The sequence below is a fragment of the uncultured Winogradskyella sp. genome (genome assembly GCF_947495255.1).
Lineage (GTDB): Bacteria > Bacteroidota > Bacteroidia > Flavobacteriales > Flavobacteriaceae > Winogradskyella.
In genome coordinates, this window is record NZ_CANLYI010000006.1 from 98,229 (window position 1) to 117,684 (window position 19,456).

Here is a 19,456-nt window from a genome sequence, read left to right on the forward strand (position 1 = left end):
CAATATTAGGATGTAGATTTGTTTCTAGTGAATACAGATTTTAGATTATTGTAATCTAGAAAATATTGTAGTCTTAGAGAGAATGTGTGTTGTATTGGTTCGTTAAATAAGGTGTCAATACTTTCAAAATAGTCATCTTCAGAATTATTGTCTCTATTAAATAATTGGTTGCGATATAAACCTGTAACAAAGCTACCTGGTGCTATTTGCCATGTGTAACTTAAATCTAAATTCCAAGTATTAAAATTTACATTTGGATCATCTACATCATTAACAGTATAGCCATCTTCGGTTGATAAAGTACCATTTTCTTCTAAACTGAATAAGTCATTATCATAGTTTACTGTAGACCAAAAGTTTCTGAATGATAATGATAGTGTGTGATATGGATTAAATGTATAGCTTCCTGAAATGCTATTCTCTGTTGAAAAAACATCACGTTCTCCAAAAATAATGTCATCATCAATTTTATTTACATAGCCACGACTTCCGTTATTGTTTCTTAAAGTAAAGTCGTAACTCAATCTAAATTTGTCGTTAAAACGTATAGTAGGCTCTAAACCAAATCCGAAACCTGCTAAATCCCTTTCGCTATCAAAGGCATGAAATCCATACATGAAAAACTCAACAGAAAGGGTTTTATTTTCATTGGTTTCAAACCATCCTTCAATATTTCCTATGTTTTTATAAATAAAATAGCGTTTGTTTTCAAAATCTCTAGGTTCAAAATAGTCGTATTGTTTTCCTGCTTCAAAATTAACGGAAGCTCCAAACCACAATAATTTTTTGTTTTGTGCATTCACTCGCATTCCAAAATTGGTTCCTGTAAAAGTGTCTGGCTTATATAGACGCTTATAGTTAAGCCATGTACTAATACTAAAATTGTTTAATTTCTCAGTAGGTTCAAAAATTTCATACGAAGCATCAACACCAAAGTTGCTGTAATTATTTCTGTAGATAAGGCCAAGGTCATTTATGTCATATCTTGTATTTGCAAAACTATGGTCAAAACTATATCTAAATTTTCCATGAATTTTTCTAATTCTAAAAAAGGAGCTTAAACCAGTTTCTAGGTTCTCTGGTTTATTAACATTACTCATTTTTACTTCACCTTGTATATTATAAGTGTTTCGCTTATTAGAGATATCGGCTAATAAACCGGTAACATTTGCATCTCTAAAATGACCATTTCTGGTTACGTTAGTGTTAATAAAACTTACGGAAGAGTTGCCATTAAACTGTTGGTCTATTACTAAAATATTATAGTTACTTAAAGGTTCTATGGTTTCTTTACGACTGTTTGTTATTGTTTCGGATAGTTGTGTATCTGGGTTTATAACTTCTTCTGATGATTTTATTGTAACATCCGTTTTTTCAGTAATGGCATTAAAGAAACCAATACCTAATCCTTTTTTTGTTCTACCAGAGAGTTTTATAGCATTAAGTACTTTTATGTCATTAGGATAATCTACAATTTCTTCATTATCTGCAAGTTCAATATTGCCAGAAGGATTGCCGCCAACTCTACGAGAAAAGAATAAATCTCCTTTGCTAAATAAATCAACACCTTCTTTAAAAAATTGACGTTGCTCGCCAAAGGTTTGTTCAAAAGGTCCAAGGTTTAAACTGACATCATCAAATGCTGCTTGACTAAAATCTGGAATCAATGTAGCATCTAACGTAAAATTTTCAGTAACACCATATTTTACATCTAAACCAATTTTAAAATCTGTTGTGTTTTCTCCATCATACGATTTTGAAATTCCAGAAACAAAAGGGTAGAGGCTTAATCTTGTTGGTGGTTCAATACTTTCAATTCCGGTAAGTTCTCCATGATACAAACCCGTATTTCCTTTTGTTCTATCTATTGGATTCCAAGAATATTGGGAGTTATCTATTCTATAACGTCTATGAAATTGTATACCCCAAGTTTGTACGTTTTCATTAGAGAAACGTAAGGCTCTGTAAGGAATTTTCATTTCAACAATCCAACCATCATCAACAATTTTTACAGCACTGTCCCAAACAGCACTCCAACCAAAGTCTTCGCCATTACTTGGTGTTGCCGTTGCGTCTGCTTGGGTACCAGAACTAAAAACAAAAAACTCTGTATCGTTTTGTGCATCGTTATTTGGGTTTAGAATAAGACCAAAAAAATCAGATTGCCCAAAATTATCACGACTTGTAAGTTGCTTTTGTATGTCTTCTGGTTTATCTTTTAAGTAAGCAGAAACATAGATTGCGTTATCATCATAAGCCATTTTTACAATGGTTTTTTGATGCATTTTAGATTCTACACCCATTTCTGGTCTAAACTGGGTGAAATCAGTTGCTATTTCTGCTGTTTCCCATACGACATCGTTTAAAACACCATCTATTTTTGGTGGGTTTTCTGTACGTTGAATGTTTAAGGTTTTTTTGTTTTGGGAATTAGCAATGTCAGAGAAACATAATAATGCTATAACAAAAAGGATAAAATTAAAGCGCATGATTGATTGAATGATTGATGATACTTTATAATGCATTAAAGATGCAAAGGTGAGGCGATTGTTACACTTTAATACTTGCAAATCTAATAGCTCACGTTAAGCAATATTCTTAATTAATTGTTAAATAGTATCTATTTCTACTAATTAGATATTTTTAGACTGAAAGAATTCTATTACTTGGAATAATTATTGCTTTAATTTAAGTAATTAATACTTTAAAAATTTAAATGAAAAAATACCAAATACTTTTACTAGGCCTTTTGTTTGATGCACTAGGATTTGTTTCTTTTATAATACCTGGAGTTGGAGAATTCTCGGATATAATTTGGGCCCCAGTTTCGGCTTGGTTAATGACAAAATTATACGCTGGTAAAGCGGGTAAAATTGCAGGAGTCATAACCTTTGTTGAAGAAGCCTTGCCAGGATTTGATGTAATACCAACATTTACATTAATGTGGATTTATACTTTTGTAATTAAGAAAGGGGAGTCTAAAAATAAAGCATAAAAAAAGCACTCTACAGAGTGCTTTTTTAAATTATAAACTTGTTTTAGTTAACATCGTAAGTGAATGTAACTTCTGCATCGGTTGCTCCACCAGCGTTAGTAATGTCACCATCACTAACTCCAGAAGCAGTTTTGCTAGGCTCATGCCTTAAAACAACGACTAGTGTGTTGTTAGTAGAAGCAACACCAGAGTTAAATGTAATATCAACTCCAATTGGATTTCCGTCTTCATCTTGGTCGTTATAAATAACTGTGCTTCCTGCATTGCCAGAAGTAAAAGTGTAAAAAACTTGGTGTTCATCGCCTTCTTCTAAAACTTCTAAAGTAATATCTTCAGCAGGATCTTCAAGTTCATTTAAAAATTCGATTTCACCGTCATATACAGTCGATGCAGAAATGTTACCTGTAATTGTAACAACAGGAGCGTTTGGTCCATCTCCATCTAAATCTTGACTTTGAAATACAACCGTTTCTCCACTTGTAGTTGGAGTTAATTCTAAACGAACCGTAGTTATTATTTCTTCCTCATTTACTGGGTCTGGATTGTCATCATCTGAAGAACAAGATACTAAAATTGATAAGCTTAATATTGATAAAAATAAGTATTTAAATGTTTTCATGTTTTTTGTTTTTTAATAATTAAATTGTAGTTGTAACATTATATTTCTTCCTAAGTCATCAGCAAAATAACGAAGGCGATTTAAGTAAGCTCTGTAATTAGTGTCTAATATATTATTAACACTAAGAGCTAAGTTTAAGTTTGTATGTTCTGAAGTATTCAACGTAACTTCAGAATAGAGGTGTAATAAATGGTAAGCACTTGGTGGTGTGCTAATATCTACTAAAACTGTTTGTCCTGTTTGAGCAATATATGTTTCAAAATTATTATCTGGATATCTAGTTTGTTTAGCTGTCCATTCACTAGTTAATGAAACAGAAAAGTTTTTCCAACTTTCATTAGTGTAATTTACGCTATTACGTATATTAAATGCAGGTATATTAATTAGTGGTTTATTGTTCTCAATATCATTTCCTACAGTATATGAGGATTTGTTTGAAAAATTAAACTGTTCTGTAATATTGTAATTAGCACTTAAATCGACACCAAATAGTTCGGCATTAGTTTGCCTATAATTCCAAACAGGAAATGCTCCTCTTATCGTTTGCTCAATACCTGTAGGTTCTATATACATAAAATCCTTAATACGATTATAGAAGCCTTCTGCTGTAAGATTGAATTTTTCTGAATAATGATTAAAACTCGCAGAAATTCTGTTTGAAGTTTCTTTATTTAATCTTAAATCTCCTAATTCTATTCTGGCAGCAGAGTGATGTAAGCCATCACTAAAAAGCTCAGCAGGATTTGGAGGTCTGCTAGATAAACTATAATTAGCAATTAAATTACTTTTACTATTAAGTTGATACTGAATCCCAGCAGAAGCCGAAAAATTATGATATTTAAAAACAGGATTAGTTAATAGCTGTGTTCCTAAATCTTCAATAATGATATTTGAGAAATCTGTATCATAACCTTGTTCTTCCCAACGTGATGTAATGTAGAATTTTTTAGCATCAATATGATTGTAATCATAACGTAAACCAAAGTCTAAAGTAGTTTTAGAATTCAAATTATGTTGAGCTGTAGTATAAATACCAAAATCATATTTATCATAATCCGGAATTAAACGTCTAACACCTGTATCTGGATTTGCAAAATTATTTTGATATCTACCCATTATACCAAACTGTAATTTGTAATCTGATATAGCATCTAAAACAATATCTGATTTTAGTGTATGTGTTTGTAAATTAAGGTCTAAAGAAGCCTTATCTCTATCATCACCTACGCGGATATCATATTCAAAACGTTGATTATTTTGATAATCGTATTGTAAATTTACTTTTCCAAAATTATTAAAACGTTTGTAAAACATGGCTTTAGCTAAATGATGGGTTACATCTTGTTTAGGCGCATCAATGTTATAACTAAAATCTTCTATAACTAAAGGTTGTTGACTGTTAATAGCACTTACTAAATCTTGAATATTCCCAATATGCGATGCACTAAGGATTCCCAATTCATTATTTAGGTAGCTATAGAATAATTCAAAACCAGATTCAAAGTTTTGCTTTCCACCTCTAAAAGAAAAACCCTTAGAGTTTGAACCTGTGTTGGTCAAAAAATAATCAGGAGTTTTAAAATCACCATTTTGTCTAATTGTTCCTTGTGCAGAAGCAAACCAACCATTATTGGAGTATTTATTTAATTTAGAGCTTAATGAGTAACCTCTGCCATTAGATTGTCCAGATAAGGTGGTCTTACCAAATAATGTATCTTTTAAAAATACACGCTCTGGGTTAACAACCACAACACCTCCAATAGCATCACCACCATAAGCTAAAGCACCAGAACCTTTAATTACTGAAATATGAGATGCCGTATTAACATCAATATTAGGTGCATGTTCAATTCCCCATTCTTGATCTTGTAATCTTACATTATTATTTAAAATAAGTAATCTACTACTATGCATCCCATTTATCATAGGTTTTACAATAGCGTTACCAGTATTAATAGATGAAACACCTGCCACTTCTTTTAATGCATCACCAATACTTAAAGCTGCATATTTTTTTAAAACATTAGCTTTAATAACTGTTTCTTGAGCTGTTTTAGTCTCTTGTTTTTCAACATGAGCAGAAACAGAAATTTCATTGAGTTCTTCAATGTGATGTTCAATTAAAATAGTCTTAAATGTATCACTATTTATATCAAATATAACCGTTTTTGTTTCGCAGCCAACATGAGAAATTGTAAGAGTTAAGGTATCGGAACAAAGGTTTTCAATTTTGAATTTACCATCTAAATCCGAAACTAAATATTTATCATTTTCTTTAATGTAAATAGTAGCCGATTCAATGGTTGACCCATCATGAAAATCTTTTAATTCACCTAAAAAGATATAATTGCAATCCTGACCATAGCTAAAACCAGATAAGGTTAGAGCTAGGCCAATAATTATTCGTATCATTCAAATAGATTTATTAGAGTATTAGAAAATTTTTAATTCTAACCAACCTGAGGTGGACCTCTTACAAACCTTAATAATTGCTGATAATTATTTAAAGAAATATAATATGAAGACAGCTGTTGAGGAGCTGTATTTTTTGGGGATATTTCGTAGTTGTTAAATACTAGAAATAAGTTGTTTGTAAGTTTGAATTTATAAAAATCACAATCAAAATCAGATACATGGAAATGTGTATCTGTAGAATCATCATTATCACAAACTTTATGTGAATGATGGGTGAAAATATGGTTGAATTTTACAGCAGAAGGCAACAATACAGCAAGCACTAGCACAACTGCTAAGCCTTTAAATATTGATGATATTACTGTTTTTAAATTCAATCTAAAAAACGTTTAAGTCCAAATCTTGTTAGCATTTTCTTTTCAAAATTCCAGAAAAATTTAAACTGACCAAAAAGCCATCCAAATGTTACTAAGAGAATTTGATAGAAAACGAGACCAATGATAATGAATAATACCCAATAGAGGGCAGGGTTTAAGTTTTCTTTAGTAATTCCTATAAATTTAATTATCGGTCTTCCCACAAATAATGAGGATGAACCTGTAATGGCAAAAACCATAAAAACTCTAATCATTTCCCATTTATAATCGAGAATCCATTTCTTTTCAAGTTTTGTAAATAAAAATAGAATAAACTTTAAAAGGAGATAAAAGGCAACAATAGCGACTGCAATTATTAAAACTATATTATAATCTTTAAGAATAGCATTAGAAATTCTAAAAGCAGAATAGCCTAAAATTACAATACCAAAAAAGGGAAATAACAACTGCCAATTCTGTTGTATTTCCCAATGTTTTTTAAATTTTTCCATAGCACTAATATCGTGCTGCGAAATTAACAAATTAAGATGTATTTATAGTCTAAATTCTCGGTGTAAAAGAAGAAAGCCGTTGTTTGTACTTTAATTGAAAGTATAGAAAGTAGTTATATAGTTTATAGTTGACCTCATAACCATAGTCTGTGCGTGTATCATAGTCTATACGAAGTTCATATAAGTCTGGGTCGTAAGAGCTAGGTTGAAGGTTTCTTTGGTTCCATGTTTGTACCATCATCGCGTTTCTTGTCTCTAACCATTGTTGCGAATGGTAACCTTCTGGTCTTGCTGTAGATACTAACCATGAATTAAAACCTGGTTCTATTATGATGATTTCGTAATCACTTTCATCACTACTAATTATTACTGTATCATCTTGAGTTAAGTTGTTATCATTATCATTATTAATAGTTTCGTTGTTATTGTACGATTTACAACTTGCTATTAATATTAAGATAATAATAAATGGAATAATCTTTTTCATAATATTAAAGGTATTAAAAAAATGTTAGTGTATTTAAATTTTTACTTTGATTTAACAATGCAAAGCAATGCGATATTTAAGGATAAAACAATCAACATTATGTAAACATACCTTTTGAATGCGTTAAGCTATCTTTTTAGAAAGTGTAACTACTCAAAACAAAAAAAGCAGCTCCTTAGAACTGCTTTTTTTATATAATAGGATTGGATATTTTATTTTCCGAATAAACCTCCTAAAAGACCACCAAGTCCTCCTGAGCTTTTACTACTTCCTAAAACCATACCAGCTACATCATCAATAACGCTACCGTCACCATCTGCATCTAATATTTTTTCTAAGAAACTTTGTTCGTTTGCTGTATCATTTCCTCCAAGTAAACCACCTAAAAGACCCGTAATTCCGTTTTGGTCACTTACGTTATTTTGGCTAGCTTGTTTCCCTAAAACTCCCATTAAAATTGGAGCAGCTACTTTTAAGATATTACCAACAGCACCAGAATCTAATCCAGCTTTTTGACCAATTACTTGCTCAACACCTTGTTGCTTACTACCTAATACGTGGTTAAGAATTTTAGAGCCATCATTAGTTACTTCTTCATCAACACCACCACCAAATAAACCACTAAGGTTATCTAATATACTACCGTTGTGCTTTCCGCTTAATGCACCCATAAGTCCTTGAGCACCTTCTGGAGTAGAAGCATTACGTTCCATTGCCTTCATAAGTACAGGTAAAGCCATAGTTAATACACTACTCGTTTTTCCTTGGTCTGTTCCTGTTGAACCAGAAACACCACTTATGATTGTTTTTCCTAAGTCACTGTTTAATAAATCTAAAATTCCTGCCATGTTGTTATATATGTTTTAAGTTAAAAAAGTTAATCTTTTCAAGGTACAAAAAAAGTCCCACATTAGTAGGACTCATTTTATTTGGATTGGTCACATTTTTTTATGACTAACCTAATATTTTAATAATTTGTTCAGCTAATTCAACGCCAATTCTATCTTGAGCTTCATTAGTTGCAGCACCTGTGTGCGGTGTTAATGATAATGAAGAATTCATTAATAATTGAATTTCTGGTTTAGGTTCTTTTTCAAAAACATCTAAAGCTGCACCTGCAACTTTACCACTTTCAATTGCTTTTACAAGTGCTACTTCATTAACAACACCACCACGTGCAGCATTGGCTATAATTACACCATCTTTCATTTGGTTAAATTCAGCTTCGTCAATAACGTAGTCTTTTTGTGCTGGTACATGTAACGTTAAAAAATCTGATTGTTTTAGTACTTCTTCTTTAGAAATTGTTTTAATTTCAAAATTCACTTTTTGGCCATCAAAGAAATCTAATTCTAAATCTGCTTTTTCTAAAAATGGGTCAAAAGCAACAACTTTCATTCCGACACCTAAAGCTACTTTTGCTGTGGCTTGACCAATACGACCAAAACCAAGTACACCTAAAGTTTTACCTTTTAATTCAGTTCCTTTTGCGTAAGCTTTCTTTAAACCTTTAAAGTTAGCATCACCTTCTAATGGCATATCACGATTAGAATTATGTAAAAAACGTGCTAAACCATAAAAGTGTCCAAAAACTAATTCTGCAACAGAATGAGATGATGCAGCTGGCGTGTTAATAACACTTAATCCTTTGCTACGTGCATAATCTACATCTATATTATCCATACCAACACCACCACGACCTATAATTTTTAGGCTAGGGCAGTTGTCAATTAAATCTTTTCTTACAGTTGTTGCACTTCTTACTAATAAAACAGAAACTTCATTTGAATTGATATAGTTTTCTAATTGTTCTTGAGCAACTGTTGTGGTAATTACCTCGTAACCAGCCGCTTCTAAGGCATCAATTCCACTTTGAGAAACTCCATCGTTTGCTAATACTTTCATTATTTTTTATTTTGTCATTACAAGAATGAATGACGATTATTATTTATTTCTAGTAAGGGTATATAGTGCTAATCGCAACTACTTACTTTTTATGCTTTACTTTCTAATTCGCTCATAATCTCTACAAGTGCTTTAACGCTATCTAAAGATAAAGCGTTGTACATTGATGCTCTATAACCACCAACACTTCTATGACCATTGATACCATTAATACCTGCTTCTAAACACATTGCATCAAAAGTTTCTTTTAGGTTTTCATTTTCTAATGTGAACGTTGCATTCATATTAGAACGGTCTTCTTTTGCTGCATAACCCTTAAATAATGGGTTTAAATCAATTTCAGAATAGATTAAGCTAGCTTTCTTTTCGTTGATTTCTTCGATAGCTTTAATTCCACCTAAATCTTTTAACCATTGCATCGTTAACATAGAAACGTAAACAGCAAACACAGGAGGTGTGTTAAACATACTTCCTTTACTGATGTGTGTTTTATAATCCATCATTGATGGAATTTTACGAGATACTTTTCCTAAGATATCTTCCTTTATAACAACTAAAGTTGTTCCTGCAGGCCCCATATTTTTTTGTGCTCCAGCATAGATTAGATCAAATTGAGAAAAATCTAACTGACGAGAAAATATATCACTACTCATGTCACATACCATTGGTACTGGTGACTTTGGAAAGCTCTTCATTTGTGTTCCAAAAATGGTGTTGTTAGATGTACAGTGAAAATAATCGTAATCTTCAGGGATATCGTAACCTTTAGGAATATAGTTAAAATTGGCGCTTTTAGAAGAACCTACTTCGTAGATATCGTCATAAATTTTAGCTTCTTTGATGGCTTTATCTGCCCAAGTTCCAGAATTTAAATAACCAGCTCTTTTTTCTAAAAGGTTCAATGCTACCATTAAAAACTGAGTGCTTGCTCCACCTTGTAAAAACAAAGCTTTATAGCCTTTTCCTTCCAAGCCTAATAATTCTAATGCTAAGGATCTAGCATTTTCCATTACATCAACAAAAGGTTTGCTACGATGCGATATTTCTAAAAGCGATAAGCCTTCGTCAAAGTTTAAAACTGCTGCTGCTGCTTGTTCCATTACCGATTTTGGTAATACACATGGTCCTGCACTAAAATTATGTTTTTTCATTTATTCTTAATTTATATTTCAGAAAATTTCAACATTTCTGAGTTTTTAAAAATTTAAACAGTTACAAAGGTGCTACTTATTTGATTAAATAGTGTTATTAAAATGATAATTTTTATGTCATATTTCTAACAAAAATTCAACAGTATCTACATTGTCTGCATAATCGGATAACCTAGGATTTTGAGTTTCTCCAAATGGGATTTCGTGCTCTAAAAATGCATCGGCAACTACACATTGAATTTTATCAGTTTCTGAAATTATCTTTTCTTTCAAAGTTTCACTGTCGTTATAGTACTCATAGAAGAGCGTAGCAATAGGAGAGGCATAGCTTTCGTCTTCTTTAATCATAAGGAATCCGTTTTCTAACATATCGAATTCGCTCATTAAATATACAGCTTTGTTATAATCGTAATTATTTGCGTATTTAGACTCATTTATTATTGGGTGCCATTTGTAAACTGCTTTAAAAAGCGCTTGGAAATCATAATCTTTTGGTACAAACAGTTTAGATACATTTCTGCAGCCTAAGCCATAATATCTAAAAATGTCGTCTGCTAAGTTTTCTAGTTGTTCTGTCGTTTCTTTACCTGATAAAACAGCAACTGAATTTCTGTTTTTTCTAATAATAGAAGGTTTGTTTTTAAAATAGAATTCAAAATAACGCGCTGTATTATCGCTTCCGGTTGCAATGACAGCATCAAAATTTTCTAGTTTTTCTTCTGTAAATTTAATTTTACCTTTAAACTCTGGTTCTACTAATTCTAAATACTTTGCTAAATACGGAAGTAAGTGCTTATCATTTGAGGATTGTTTTACTAATACATTGTGACCAGAAATGAGTACACATAAAAAATCATGAAAACCTACTAAAGGAATATTTCCTGCCATAATTATGGCAACTGTTTGTGGGTTTAGAGTGTTAAAGTTATACTTGTTAATCCAGTCGTTAATATTACTTTCAGTTAGTGAATTAGACCAGTTTTTTAAAGTAAAATTAATATTGTTTTTTGTAAACCAGCCATTGTGTTCTTTTGCTAATTTTATTTGATGTTTAAAGCCATCAAAAAATAAATCGTTAGTTTCAACTTTATCATTTTTAATGATGTCATCATTCTGAAATTGATTTAAAAACGCACCTAATTTTGTAAATGCGTTAATTCTTTGTTGTAAATCCATATATGGTTTGGTTATACGAGGTTTTGGCTTTATTTTTGCATTTGCAAAATTACGGAAAGTAAAAAGAAAAAGATAAAATACTATGGCAATAATAATCACAGACGAATGTATAAATTGTGGAGCATGTGAGCCAGAATGCCCAAATACTGCTATTTACGAAGGCGCTGATGATTGGCGTTATTCTGATGGAACTAGTTTATCTGGAAAAATAGTTTTACCTAATGGTAAAGAAGTTGACGCAGATGAAACTCAAGAGCCTATTGATGATGAAGTGTATTACATTGCGCCAGATAAGTGTACGGAATGTATGGGCTTCCATGAAGAACCTCAATGTGCTGCAGTTTGTCCTGTAGATTGTTGTATACCTGATGATGCACATGTAGAAACAGAAGAAGTACTATTAGGAAAACAGCGCTTTATGCATCCTGAAGGATAATTTTATATCTTATACATATTTAAAAACCCGAAGTATTAAGCTTCGGTTTTTTTTTGTTATTTAGGCTTTATCTAGGTGTTTAAGATTATTTAATCAAGTTTTAAATTTAGGTTCGTATAAGTATAATCAGTTGACTTATAGAAATATACGTAGATCTACGTATAGCATTGTATTTATAATTACACTAATTTTAACTCATTATAAATCAGATAAATATGTAATTATGTGTCAAAGAATTCCTCAAATGATTGCTATGGGAAAAATAGCAGCAAATGGTAAAATTTTAAGAGCTACTCCTGGTATATGTATTAAGCCAGAGATAATTCCTGGAAATATTTATGGTCTAGGAGGTGATGTTGGATATACAGTGAAACTACCAGAACGATTGGTGTGTGATGCAAATTATATTATTCAATTAACGGCAGAGAATTTTGGAGAAGATGGTCCTGATTATACTATAACAACAATAGCTTATAGAAATCAAACTAAAAATGGATTTGAAGTCATTGTTTGGGGAGATCGTGCCCAAACAATGAATGTTGTAGGGCAGACTATTGTGCCAGTAAAATGCAATTGGTCATTCGTGTTGTATGACATGCTTTAAATTAGACGTATCGTTATAATTCAAAATTAATTTCAAAATCCTGAGTCATTGGCTTGGGGTTTTTCGTGTTTTCTATTATTGAGTTCAACGTAATTAATTGATTTTTAGAAACATAGATAGTTCTACGTATGTGGGTGTTTTAAAATTTATCGTATCTTTAACTCCTTGTTAATCAATTAAATCTATAAATTATGAAATCTAAAATAACAGTTGTTTTTCTTTTGCTGTTCTCAATAGCACTTTTGGGATGCAAACAAGAAGAAGAAAAAGTTGAGATAGTAGAAGTCGAGGAAGTGAAAATTGATTTAGTTAATGATGAGTTTCCAGAAGCAAAAAAAGAAGTATTGGATACTTGGGATGCTATTGCACAAAGTCTTAAGGATGGTGATTTGGATGAGTTGATTGCTTTTCATGCCTATAGTCCTAAATTTACGGAATTTAAAGGAGGAGCACCCAGAAATGGTAGTGTTGCTAATGAAGAATACGAACGAAATACGTTTGGAGCTGTTACAGAGGTTGTTAAGTTTGATGCTGATGATATAAAAGTGGCTGTTTATGGTGATGTCGCTAATTTAACTTTTCATTCTGATTTTCATCTTAAATTTGGAGATAACCTCGTTGTTGTTAATAATCAAATTTCATTATTATTTGTAAAAACAGATAAAGGGTGGAAAATTGTGAGCGAACATCATTCGCCTCTTAAAATAGAAGACAGCTAAAGAACAATTTATAACCTAATTGCTAACAAAACCAGCTTGTTTATTTAACTCTTAATTATTTAGAAATCCTGAGTCTTTTGGCTTGGGATTTTTTTTAAAATTAAAAACGCATCTATCTATTGCTATTATATAAGGAAAGCCTAATTTTGTTACACTATGCTGAACATGTTTCAGTAGGTTATAAAATTATAAATTAGAATACATTATTACTCACCCTATGAAACAAGCAGAATTTTTAGAGAAAAATATATTTACAGGTTTAACAAATATTAATGACGGCTTTGATGCAGAAGAGATTCAATATTTCTCAGAGTCAGATTTCGAAACCCTTCTTAAACGCGCAGAACACTTTGGTCTTAGTATTTATGCCATTTCGCCGTGGTTAAATGGTGAATTGTACGATGTTTCTGGGCATGATGCTTTTAGAAAGAAAGCCACTGACCCAAAATGGTATACCAAAGCATTTACGGAATTTAAAAAACGTCAAGAAGGATTAGCTTATTCAGCCACTTATAAAGTTTCTAAAAAACTATTGGAGCGCGAATAGTAGAATTTAAGATATAGTAATATTATCTAAAACCCTGAGTCTTTGGCTTGGGATTTTTTTTGTTCAAAAAACATGCAGTTTTACAAATTGTTAATCAGTCTTAAAAAAGTTAACTTCGCTTAGAGCAGGAGATGAATATAAAAAAAAACTGAAATGGTTTATGATTAATAACTAATTATAAATTTTTTAGAAAAATCTAGAAAAACATAACATCTGAAGTTGAATCTAGAAAGAATTTTAGAAATAGACTCAAAGTAATCGTGTTTATTTTTTGGCTAATTGGGTAAAAAAAACACAAAAAAATAATATTAATGAGTACTACAGAGCAAGTATTAAAAGAGCGAATTAAAGAGTTAACATGTCTTTACGAAGTGTCTTCTATTATTGGTAATGCCAACTCAGATTTAATTGAAGACACCTTAAGAGCTATTGCGTTTAGTTTAAAAAATGCTTTTCAGTTTCCTGAGATTACAGTGGTGACTTTTTGTGTAGATGACATATCAATTTCAACGGATTCGCAAGTTAATAATGCTTTCAAAATACAATCTCATATAAAAATTTTTAATAAAGATAAAGGTGAATTGATTGTTATATTAAATAGTTTTAACAATAATAAAATCAGTTTTTTAAAAGAAGAGCAATTGTTGTTAGATAATGTAGCTATAAAAGTAGGAAGTTTTTTAGAACGAATAGAAATTCAAAAAAATGAAGCCTCTTTGAAACGACAGATGGAACGTGCTGATAGGCTAGGTATTTTGGGTGAAATAACAGCAGGAATTGCTCACGAGCTAAATACACCTTTGGCTAATATTCTTGGTTTTGCTGAGTTAATTAAAACCGATTCTAAGCTTACTAAAAATGTAGAAACTGACTTAGATAAAATTATAGATAACGCTATTTACTCGAGAGAAGTGGTTAAAAAGTTGATGTTTTTTGCATGCGAAATGCCACAAGAAATGAAGCGCGTTAATGTTGTTCCTAATATAAAAAATGCCATCAATTTATTGGATGCTACATTTAGAAAAGAAGATGTAAAATACCTTGTTAAGATTGAAGCTGAAGAGCTTTGGTTGCGTGCAGACCCAATTCAGCTCACACAAATTATTTTTAATTTACTAATTAATGCCATTTACTTTTCTCCAAATGGAGGATTGGTAACCATAGAAGCCTACAAAACAAAAGAAAATATTGTGCTTAAAATTTCTGATGAAGGCAAGGGTTTTAAAACAGAGGACTTAGAGAAAGTGTTCCAGCCATTTTTTACAACAAAACCTACAGGTGATGGGTCTGGTTTAGGATTGAGCGTTGTGCATGGTATTGTGGCTTCTCATAAAGGCACAATAACAGCAGAAAATAACATTAAAAAAGGTGCTATATTTAGAATAATACTACCTAAAAATTAATTTTAGCTATGCTATTACGTAAAGAAAATATACTCATTGTTGATGATGATATCAATATTTTAGAACTTCTACAACGTCATTTACAGTCATGGAACTATCATGTTTTTAAGGCGATTTCAGTAAAAGAAGCCGTTGTGATTTTACGAGACACTAAAATTGATTTATTGATTACCGATTTAAAAATGCCAGAAATTGATGGCTTTGAGCTCATAAAATATGTGTCTGAGCATTATCCTAAATTGCCTAAATTAGTAGTTACTGGTTATCCATCTGTTCAAGGTTCTTTGGCTGCAATTAAGTCTGGTGTGGTAGATTATTTAACAAAACCCTTTACAAGAGAAGAATTAAAACTAGCATTAGAAAGGTCATTAATTACGTCTGGTGAAAAGGTGTTACCCTCCAAAAATACTTCATTAGAAAAGCATAAAGCCTACGCAGAAATCATTGGCAATTCAGAAAAAATAAATGATGTTATACAAGTCATTGAGCGCGTAAAAGACAATAAAGCAACCATCTTTGTAAAAGGAGAGAGCGGAACAGGTAAGGAGTTGGTAGCACGTGCCATACATTATCAAGGTAAGTTTTCTAGAGCTCCATTTATTGCTGTAAACTGTGGTGCTATTCCTGAAAATTTATTAGAATCAGAACTGTTCGGCTATTTAAAAGGCGCATTTACTGGAGCAGAAACGAATAGAGAAGGCTTTTTTCAAGCCGCAAATGGAGGGACTATTTTTTTAGATGAAATAGGAAACGCTTCGTTAGCTGTGCAATCGCGTTTATTGCGTGTATTGCAAGAAAAGGAGGTTGTTAAAGTGGGTTCTACAAAGGCAGAGAAAATAGATGTCCGTGTTATAGCAGCTACAAATAGTGATTTACAAGACATGATTAAAAAACAGACCTTTAGAGAAGATTTGTTTTATAGGTTAACGGTTGTAGAAATCAATGTGGCACCATTGCGAGAGCGAAAAGAGGATATTGCCTTATTAGTCGATAAGTTCTTATTTAAATATGGTTTAGAATACAAAGATAGATTTGTAAAAATCACACCTGAAGCTCTAGTTATTTTAGAACGCTATAATTGGCCTGGTAACATAAGAGAACTCGAGAATGTTATTCAGCGTTCCGTTATTATGTGTGAAAAAATTATTGATGTAGAGCATTTGCCAGAACATTTAAAACATACGTTAAGTTTTTCTTCAGAAGCATTGGTTCCGTTAAAAGTTATCGAGAAGCAATACATTGAAAAGGTATTGCGAGCTACAGGAAATAATAAAACAAAGGCAGCAGAAATACTTCAAATAGACCGAAAAACTATTCGGCAAAAACTTTCGGAATAATCATTTTTTACTGATACATTTTTACTCAACTGGGTAATTATGTACCACTTGGTTTTTTAATCAGAATTTTCATAATACTACTCAAGCCCTTTATTCTAAAGGGTTTTCTTGTTTTGCTATTTTTTATCTAAATGCTTTGGCATAAGCATTGCCTTTTGGTACATGTATAACAATAATAAGTTTTAATATGAATCACTTTAATATTTGTCCGAGTTGCATGCATCGCAATAATTGTGTGTTAACAGCACAAAAAGACAAAGTTTGGTCTTGTAGCGAGTTTGACGAAGAAATGCCAAATAATTGCGATTTAGAGACTGTAAAAAAAACAGGAGAACCCAAAAAGCAAGTTCTACAATTAGTTTAATTATTTAACGCTAAACATTATGACAATAAACACATTAATAGCAACAATTACATGTCAAAATTCCATAGGTAAAACGTCTAGAAACATATCAGCTAGGCATAAATACATTATTGAGAAATATCATGAAAGGTCTATCACTAATCGCTATTTCAAGTAAGGTTTTACAAAAACAGGAATAGACTAATATTCTACTTTAAAAACAAAGGTTGCTATTGTAACAACGATAGACCTCATACTAAATACATAAAAAATGACAGCTATAACAGCAGAATTAAAAAAGAAAACCAAAAAAGTGCCTGTAAGAGGTATGATGGATAATGTTATGGAGCAGTTTAATAGTGCTGCGAATCAAATTGATTTACATCCTAACATTAGAAAAATTTTAAGTATTGCTAATAATGAGATTATCGTCAATTTCCCTGTAAAAATGGATAATGGCGAAGTTGAAATTTTTACAGGTTACAGAGTGCAACATAATAATGCATTAGGACCTTATAAAGGTGGTTTACGTTACCATCCAACGGTAGATATTGATGCGGCAAGAGCTTTAGCGATGTGGATGACTTGGAAAACATCTTTGGCAGGATTGCCATATGGTGGAGGAAAAGGAGGCATAAAGATTGATCCTTCAAAATACTCGAAATCAGAATTAGAGCGTATCACCAGACGTTTTACGTTTGCTTTAGCAGATAATATTGGTCCTGAGCACGATATTCCTGCTCCAGATGTAAATACCAACAGCCAAACCATGGCTTGGATAGCAGATACTTATATGAGTACACGTCCACCAGCAGAACGTGCAGCAAACCAACATGTTGTTACAGGAAAGCCAGATGGAAGTGGAGGATTAGAAGGTAGAGATAGAGCGACAGGCTATGGTGTGTATTTGTCCATTAAGTTTTGGGCAGAGAAGAATAACGAATCATTAAAAGGTAAGAAATTCATTGTGCAAGGCTTTGGTAATGTTGGTTATTGGTCGTCTCATTTTTTAGAGAAAGATGGTGCAATATTGGTTGGTGTACAAGATGCTTTTGGTAGTCTTTATAATCAAAAAGGAATCACTGTAGAGGATTTGTTTAAGTACAGTAAAATAAACAATGGAAGTATTGTTGATTATCCTAAAGCAAAGTCAGTAAATAAGAATAAATTCTTTGCTTTAGACTGTGATATCTGTATTCCGGCTGCATTAGGAAATCAAATCACCAAAGAAATAGCACCAAGTATAAAAGCAAAACTTATTGCAGAAGGTGCTAATGGTCCAACAAACGTTGAAGGCGAAAAAATTCTATTAGATAGAGGAATTACTATCATTCCAGATATTTTATGCAATTCTGGAGGTGTTGTGGGAAGTTATTTTGAGTGGTTACAAAATCGTAATGGAGAACTTTGGCAATTAGATGAAGTGATGATGAAACTTCAGAAAAAACTAAAAGAATCTTTTGATAAAGTATATGCTTATTCGGAGCGTGAAGCAATTGATATGCGCACTGCAGCATATTGTATAGCTATACAGCGCATAGAGAAAGCGTATTTACAAAGGGGAATTTTTCCTTAAAAATAATTTAAAATATGTAGAGATGAAATACGGCAGTTTAATAATTGAAAAGAAAGAATATGTATACTTAAAACGTATACTTAACATATCTGGTTATGCAGAAGATCATGAAACTCAAAAATGCTTAATGAAACTATCTGACGAGCTTAAAACAGCACATATTGTAGATGCTAAAGAGGTGCCTTTAGATATTATAAGGTTTAATAGTAAGGTTACTGTAGTTTTTGAAAATGGTATAGAAAAGAAAGTGCAACTCGTGATTCCTATGGATAAAGATGTCACTAAGAATAAAATTTCGGTGCTTACACCAATGGGTTCTGCATTAATAGGATATTCTACAGACGATGTTATAGAATGGGATTTTCCAAACGGTAAGCAGCAGATTAAAATTACAGAAGTGTCTCAAGAAGAAGAAGCTTTTAGTAATAGTGACTTAGTAATTTAAATTAGAAAACATGACAACTTTAAACACCCAAATATTTCATCATGATTCTAATGTTGATGTTACTCACAAAATCAACACTATGGAATTAGATAATTGGATCAATCATCTAGAATACATAAATAAGGAATTGAACAATTTAATAAGTATTTGTACTAAAGACCTTAAGAACAAATTAAATGATGAGAGTGTGCAAGAGCGCTTTAATAAGAAGAAAATTGAAAACGAAACCTTATTAAAAGCACTTCAAAAATATGGAAACTCTAGAGCTCATATTGTAGAGTGTGAAGACACACAATGTGATATGGTTTATATTACAGAGCACGAAAGTTATAGAAGAAGTTATTTATATCATTTAGATAAATATAGAAGGTTAAAGGATGGGTTTTTTAATAAAATACAAGGTAAATTTACACTATTAAAATCGCACTAA

General features: G+C 31.6%; 21 protein-coding genes. 11 read left to right on the forward strand and 10 right to left on the reverse strand.

Annotated features, from left to right (window positions below; all coding sequences use genetic code 11):
* Window positions 1-5: 5 nt before the first annotated feature.
* Window positions 6-2,489 carry a DUF5916 domain-containing protein gene (locus Q0807_RS10745; RefSeq protein ID WP_299109603.1) on the reverse strand — a complete coding sequence of 828 codons (2,484 nt, stop codon included), beginning with the start codon at window positions 2,487-2,489 and terminating at the stop codon, window positions 6-8.
* A gap of 227 nt (window positions 2,490-2,716) precedes the next feature.
* Between Q0807_RS10745 and Q0807_RS10750 the strand changes: the two genes are divergently transcribed.
* Complete coding sequence (locus Q0807_RS10750; protein WP_299109605.1) at window positions 2,717-2,995, forward strand: hypothetical protein; 279 nt, start codon at window positions 2,717-2,719, stop codon at window positions 2,993-2,995.
* Window positions 2,996-3,038: 43 nt separating this feature from the next.
* Here the strand turns inward: Q0807_RS10750 and Q0807_RS10755 are convergent, their stop codons facing one another.
* The 9 genes from Q0807_RS10755 to Q0807_RS10795 form a co-directional block, all read right to left on the reverse strand.
* Window positions 3,039-3,614, reverse strand: coding sequence for a type 1 periplasmic binding fold superfamily protein (locus tag Q0807_RS10755; protein ID WP_299109607.1), 576 nt, complete (start codon window positions 3,612-3,614; stop codon window positions 3,039-3,041).
* A 12-nt stretch (window positions 3,615-3,626) separates the two neighbouring features.
* The gene (locus tag Q0807_RS10760; protein ID WP_299109609.1) at window positions 3,627-6,026 is read right to left on the reverse strand and encodes a TonB-dependent receptor; all 2,400 of its coding nucleotides are present in this window, start codon (window positions 6,024-6,026) and stop codon (window positions 3,627-3,629) included.
* A 38-nt stretch (window positions 6,027-6,064) separates the two neighbouring features.
* Window positions 6,065-6,406, reverse strand: a complete 342-nt coding sequence (locus Q0807_RS10765) for a hypothetical protein (protein ID WP_299109610.1) — start codon at window positions 6,404-6,406, stop codon at window positions 6,065-6,067.
* Window positions 6,403-6,897, reverse strand: a complete 495-nt coding sequence (locus Q0807_RS10770) for a DUF6787 family protein (protein ID WP_299109612.1) — start codon at window positions 6,895-6,897, stop codon at window positions 6,403-6,405. Before Q0807_RS10770 ends, Q0807_RS10765 begins: the two co-directional genes overlap by 4 nt.
* Window positions 6,898-6,946: 49 nt before the next feature.
* Entirely contained in the window at window positions 6,947-7,384 is a 438-nt protein-coding gene (locus tag Q0807_RS10775; RefSeq protein ID WP_299109615.1) for a DUF6146 family protein, read from the reverse strand.
* 212 nt (window positions 7,385-7,596) lie between these two features.
* Window positions 7,597-8,232, reverse strand: a complete 636-nt coding sequence (locus Q0807_RS10780; RefSeq protein WP_299109618.1) for a DUF937 domain-containing protein — start codon at window positions 8,230-8,232, stop codon at window positions 7,597-7,599.
* Window positions 8,233-8,338: 106 nt separating this feature from the next.
* Entirely contained in the window at window positions 8,339-9,289 is a 951-nt protein-coding gene (locus Q0807_RS10785) for a D-2-hydroxyacid dehydrogenase (protein ID WP_299109620.1), read from the reverse strand.
* Window positions 9,290-9,378: 89 nt separating this feature from the next.
* Complete coding sequence (serC, locus tag Q0807_RS10790; RefSeq protein WP_299109622.1) at window positions 9,379-10,440, reverse strand: 3-phosphoserine/phosphohydroxythreonine transaminase; 1,062 nt, start codon at window positions 10,438-10,440, stop codon at window positions 9,379-9,381.
* A gap of 117 nt (window positions 10,441-10,557) precedes the next feature.
* Entirely contained in the window at window positions 10,558-11,616 is a 1,059-nt protein-coding gene (locus tag Q0807_RS10795) for an acyl-CoA reductase (RefSeq protein WP_299109624.1), read from the reverse strand.
* 82 nt (window positions 11,617-11,698) lie between these two features.
* Here Q0807_RS10795 and Q0807_RS10800 point away from each other — a divergent pair, with 82 nt between their 5' ends.
* The 10 genes from Q0807_RS10800 to Q0807_RS10845 all read left to right on the forward strand — a co-directional run bounded on the left by Q0807_RS10800 (window position 11,699) and on the right by Q0807_RS10845 (window position 19,456).
* Window positions 11,699-12,052, forward strand: a complete 354-nt coding sequence (locus Q0807_RS10800; protein ID WP_299109626.1) for a 4Fe-4S dicluster domain-containing protein — start codon at window positions 11,699-11,701, stop codon at window positions 12,050-12,052.
* A 223-nt stretch (window positions 12,053-12,275) separates the two neighbouring features.
* Window positions 12,276-12,656, forward strand: a complete 381-nt coding sequence (locus Q0807_RS10805) for a hypothetical protein (protein WP_299109628.1) — start codon at window positions 12,276-12,278, stop codon at window positions 12,654-12,656.
* A 191-nt stretch (window positions 12,657-12,847) separates the two neighbouring features.
* Window positions 12,848-13,375 carry a nuclear transport factor 2 family protein gene (locus Q0807_RS10810; protein WP_299109630.1) on the forward strand — a complete coding sequence of 176 codons (528 nt, stop codon included), beginning with the start codon at window positions 12,848-12,850 and terminating at the stop codon, window positions 13,373-13,375.
* 217 nt (window positions 13,376-13,592) lie between these two features.
* Window positions 13,593-13,922 carry a hypothetical protein gene (locus Q0807_RS10815; RefSeq protein ID WP_299109632.1) on the forward strand — a complete coding sequence of 110 codons (330 nt, stop codon included), beginning with the start codon at window positions 13,593-13,595 and terminating at the stop codon, window positions 13,920-13,922.
* Window positions 13,923-14,233: 311 nt separating this feature from the next.
* Window positions 14,234-15,325, forward strand: a complete 1,092-nt coding sequence (locus Q0807_RS10820; protein ID WP_299109634.1) for a sensor histidine kinase — start codon at window positions 14,234-14,236, stop codon at window positions 15,323-15,325.
* Window positions 15,326-15,333: 8 nt separating this feature from the next.
* Window positions 15,334-16,662 (forward strand): sigma-54 dependent transcriptional regulator, encoded by a 1,329-nt coding sequence (locus Q0807_RS10825; RefSeq protein ID WP_299109636.1) that lies wholly within the window; start codon window positions 15,334-15,336, stop codon window positions 16,660-16,662.
* Between the two features lie 187 nt (window positions 16,663-16,849).
* Window positions 16,850-17,026: a hypothetical protein gene (locus Q0807_RS10830; RefSeq protein WP_299109638.1), complete on the forward strand. Its 177-nt coding sequence runs from the start codon at window positions 16,850-16,852 to the stop codon at window positions 17,024-17,026.
* Window positions 17,027-17,276: 250 nt separating this feature from the next.
* Entirely contained in the window at window positions 17,277-18,581 is a 1,305-nt protein-coding gene (locus tag Q0807_RS10835) for a Glu/Leu/Phe/Val dehydrogenase (RefSeq protein ID WP_299109640.1), read from the forward strand.
* 22 nt (window positions 18,582-18,603) lie between these two features.
* Window positions 18,604-19,026: a GreA/GreB family elongation factor gene (locus tag Q0807_RS10840; protein ID WP_299109642.1), complete on the forward strand. Its 423-nt coding sequence runs from the start codon at window positions 18,604-18,606 to the stop codon at window positions 19,024-19,026.
* A gap of 10 nt (window positions 19,027-19,036) precedes the next feature.
* Window positions 19,037-19,456 carry a hypothetical protein gene (locus Q0807_RS10845; protein WP_299109644.1) on the forward strand — a complete coding sequence of 140 codons (420 nt, stop codon included), beginning with the start codon at window positions 19,037-19,039 and terminating at the stop codon, window positions 19,454-19,456.

What these genes read in the sequence shown, in the direction of transcription:
- Q0807_RS10745 (WP_299109603.1), bottom strand. Translation starts at nt 2,489, where the DNA reads ATGCGCTTTAATTTTATCCTTTTTGTTATAGCATTATTATGTTTCTCT.
- Q0807_RS10750 (WP_299109605.1), top strand. Translation starts at nt 2,717, where the DNA reads ATGAAAAAATACCAAATACTTTTACTAGGCCTTTTGTTTGATGCACTA.
- Q0807_RS10755 (WP_299109607.1), bottom strand. Translation starts at nt 3,614, where the DNA reads ATGAAAACATTTAAATACTTATTTTTATCAATATTAAGCTTATCAATT.
- Q0807_RS10760 (WP_299109609.1), bottom strand. Translation starts at nt 6,026, where the DNA reads ATGATACGAATAATTATTGGCCTAGCTCTAACCTTATCTGGTTTTAGC.
- Q0807_RS10770 (WP_299109612.1), bottom strand. Translation starts at nt 6,897, where the DNA reads ATGGAAAAATTTAAAAAACATTGGGAAATACAACAGAATTGGCAGTTG.
- Q0807_RS10775 (WP_299109615.1), bottom strand. Translation starts at nt 7,384, where the DNA reads ATGAAAAAGATTATTCCATTTATTATTATCTTAATATTAATAGCAAGT.
- Q0807_RS10780 (WP_299109618.1), bottom strand. Translation starts at nt 8,232, where the DNA reads ATGGCAGGAATTTTAGATTTATTAAACAGTGACTTAGGAAAAACAATC.
- Q0807_RS10785 (WP_299109620.1), bottom strand. Translation starts at nt 9,289, where the DNA reads ATGAAAGTATTAGCAAACGATGGAGTTTCTCAAAGTGGAATTGATGCC.
- serC (WP_299109622.1), bottom strand. Translation starts at nt 10,440, where the DNA reads ATGAAAAAACATAATTTTAGTGCAGGACCATGTGTATTACCAAAATCG.
- Q0807_RS10795 (WP_299109624.1), bottom strand. Translation starts at nt 11,616, where the DNA reads ATGGATTTACAACAAAGAATTAACGCATTTACAAAATTAGGTGCGTTT.
- Q0807_RS10800 (WP_299109626.1), top strand. Translation starts at nt 11,699, where the DNA reads ATGGCAATAATAATCACAGACGAATGTATAAATTGTGGAGCATGTGAG.
- Q0807_RS10805 (WP_299109628.1), top strand. Translation starts at nt 12,276, where the DNA reads ATGTGTCAAAGAATTCCTCAAATGATTGCTATGGGAAAAATAGCAGCA.
- Q0807_RS10810 (WP_299109630.1), top strand. Translation starts at nt 12,848, where the DNA reads ATGAAATCTAAAATAACAGTTGTTTTTCTTTTGCTGTTCTCAATAGCA.
- Q0807_RS10815 (WP_299109632.1), top strand. Translation starts at nt 13,593, where the DNA reads ATGAAACAAGCAGAATTTTTAGAGAAAAATATATTTACAGGTTTAACA.
- Q0807_RS10820 (WP_299109634.1), top strand. Translation starts at nt 14,234, where the DNA reads ATGAGTACTACAGAGCAAGTATTAAAAGAGCGAATTAAAGAGTTAACA.
- Q0807_RS10825 (WP_299109636.1), top strand. Translation starts at nt 15,334, where the DNA reads ATGCTATTACGTAAAGAAAATATACTCATTGTTGATGATGATATCAAT.
- Q0807_RS10830 (WP_299109638.1), top strand. Translation starts at nt 16,850, where the DNA reads ATGAATCACTTTAATATTTGTCCGAGTTGCATGCATCGCAATAATTGT.
- Q0807_RS10835 (WP_299109640.1), top strand. Translation starts at nt 17,277, where the DNA reads ATGACAGCTATAACAGCAGAATTAAAAAAGAAAACCAAAAAAGTGCCT.
- Q0807_RS10840 (WP_299109642.1), top strand. Translation starts at nt 18,604, where the DNA reads ATGAAATACGGCAGTTTAATAATTGAAAAGAAAGAATATGTATACTTA.
- Q0807_RS10845 (WP_299109644.1), top strand. Translation starts at nt 19,037, where the DNA reads ATGACAACTTTAAACACCCAAATATTTCATCATGATTCTAATGTTGAT.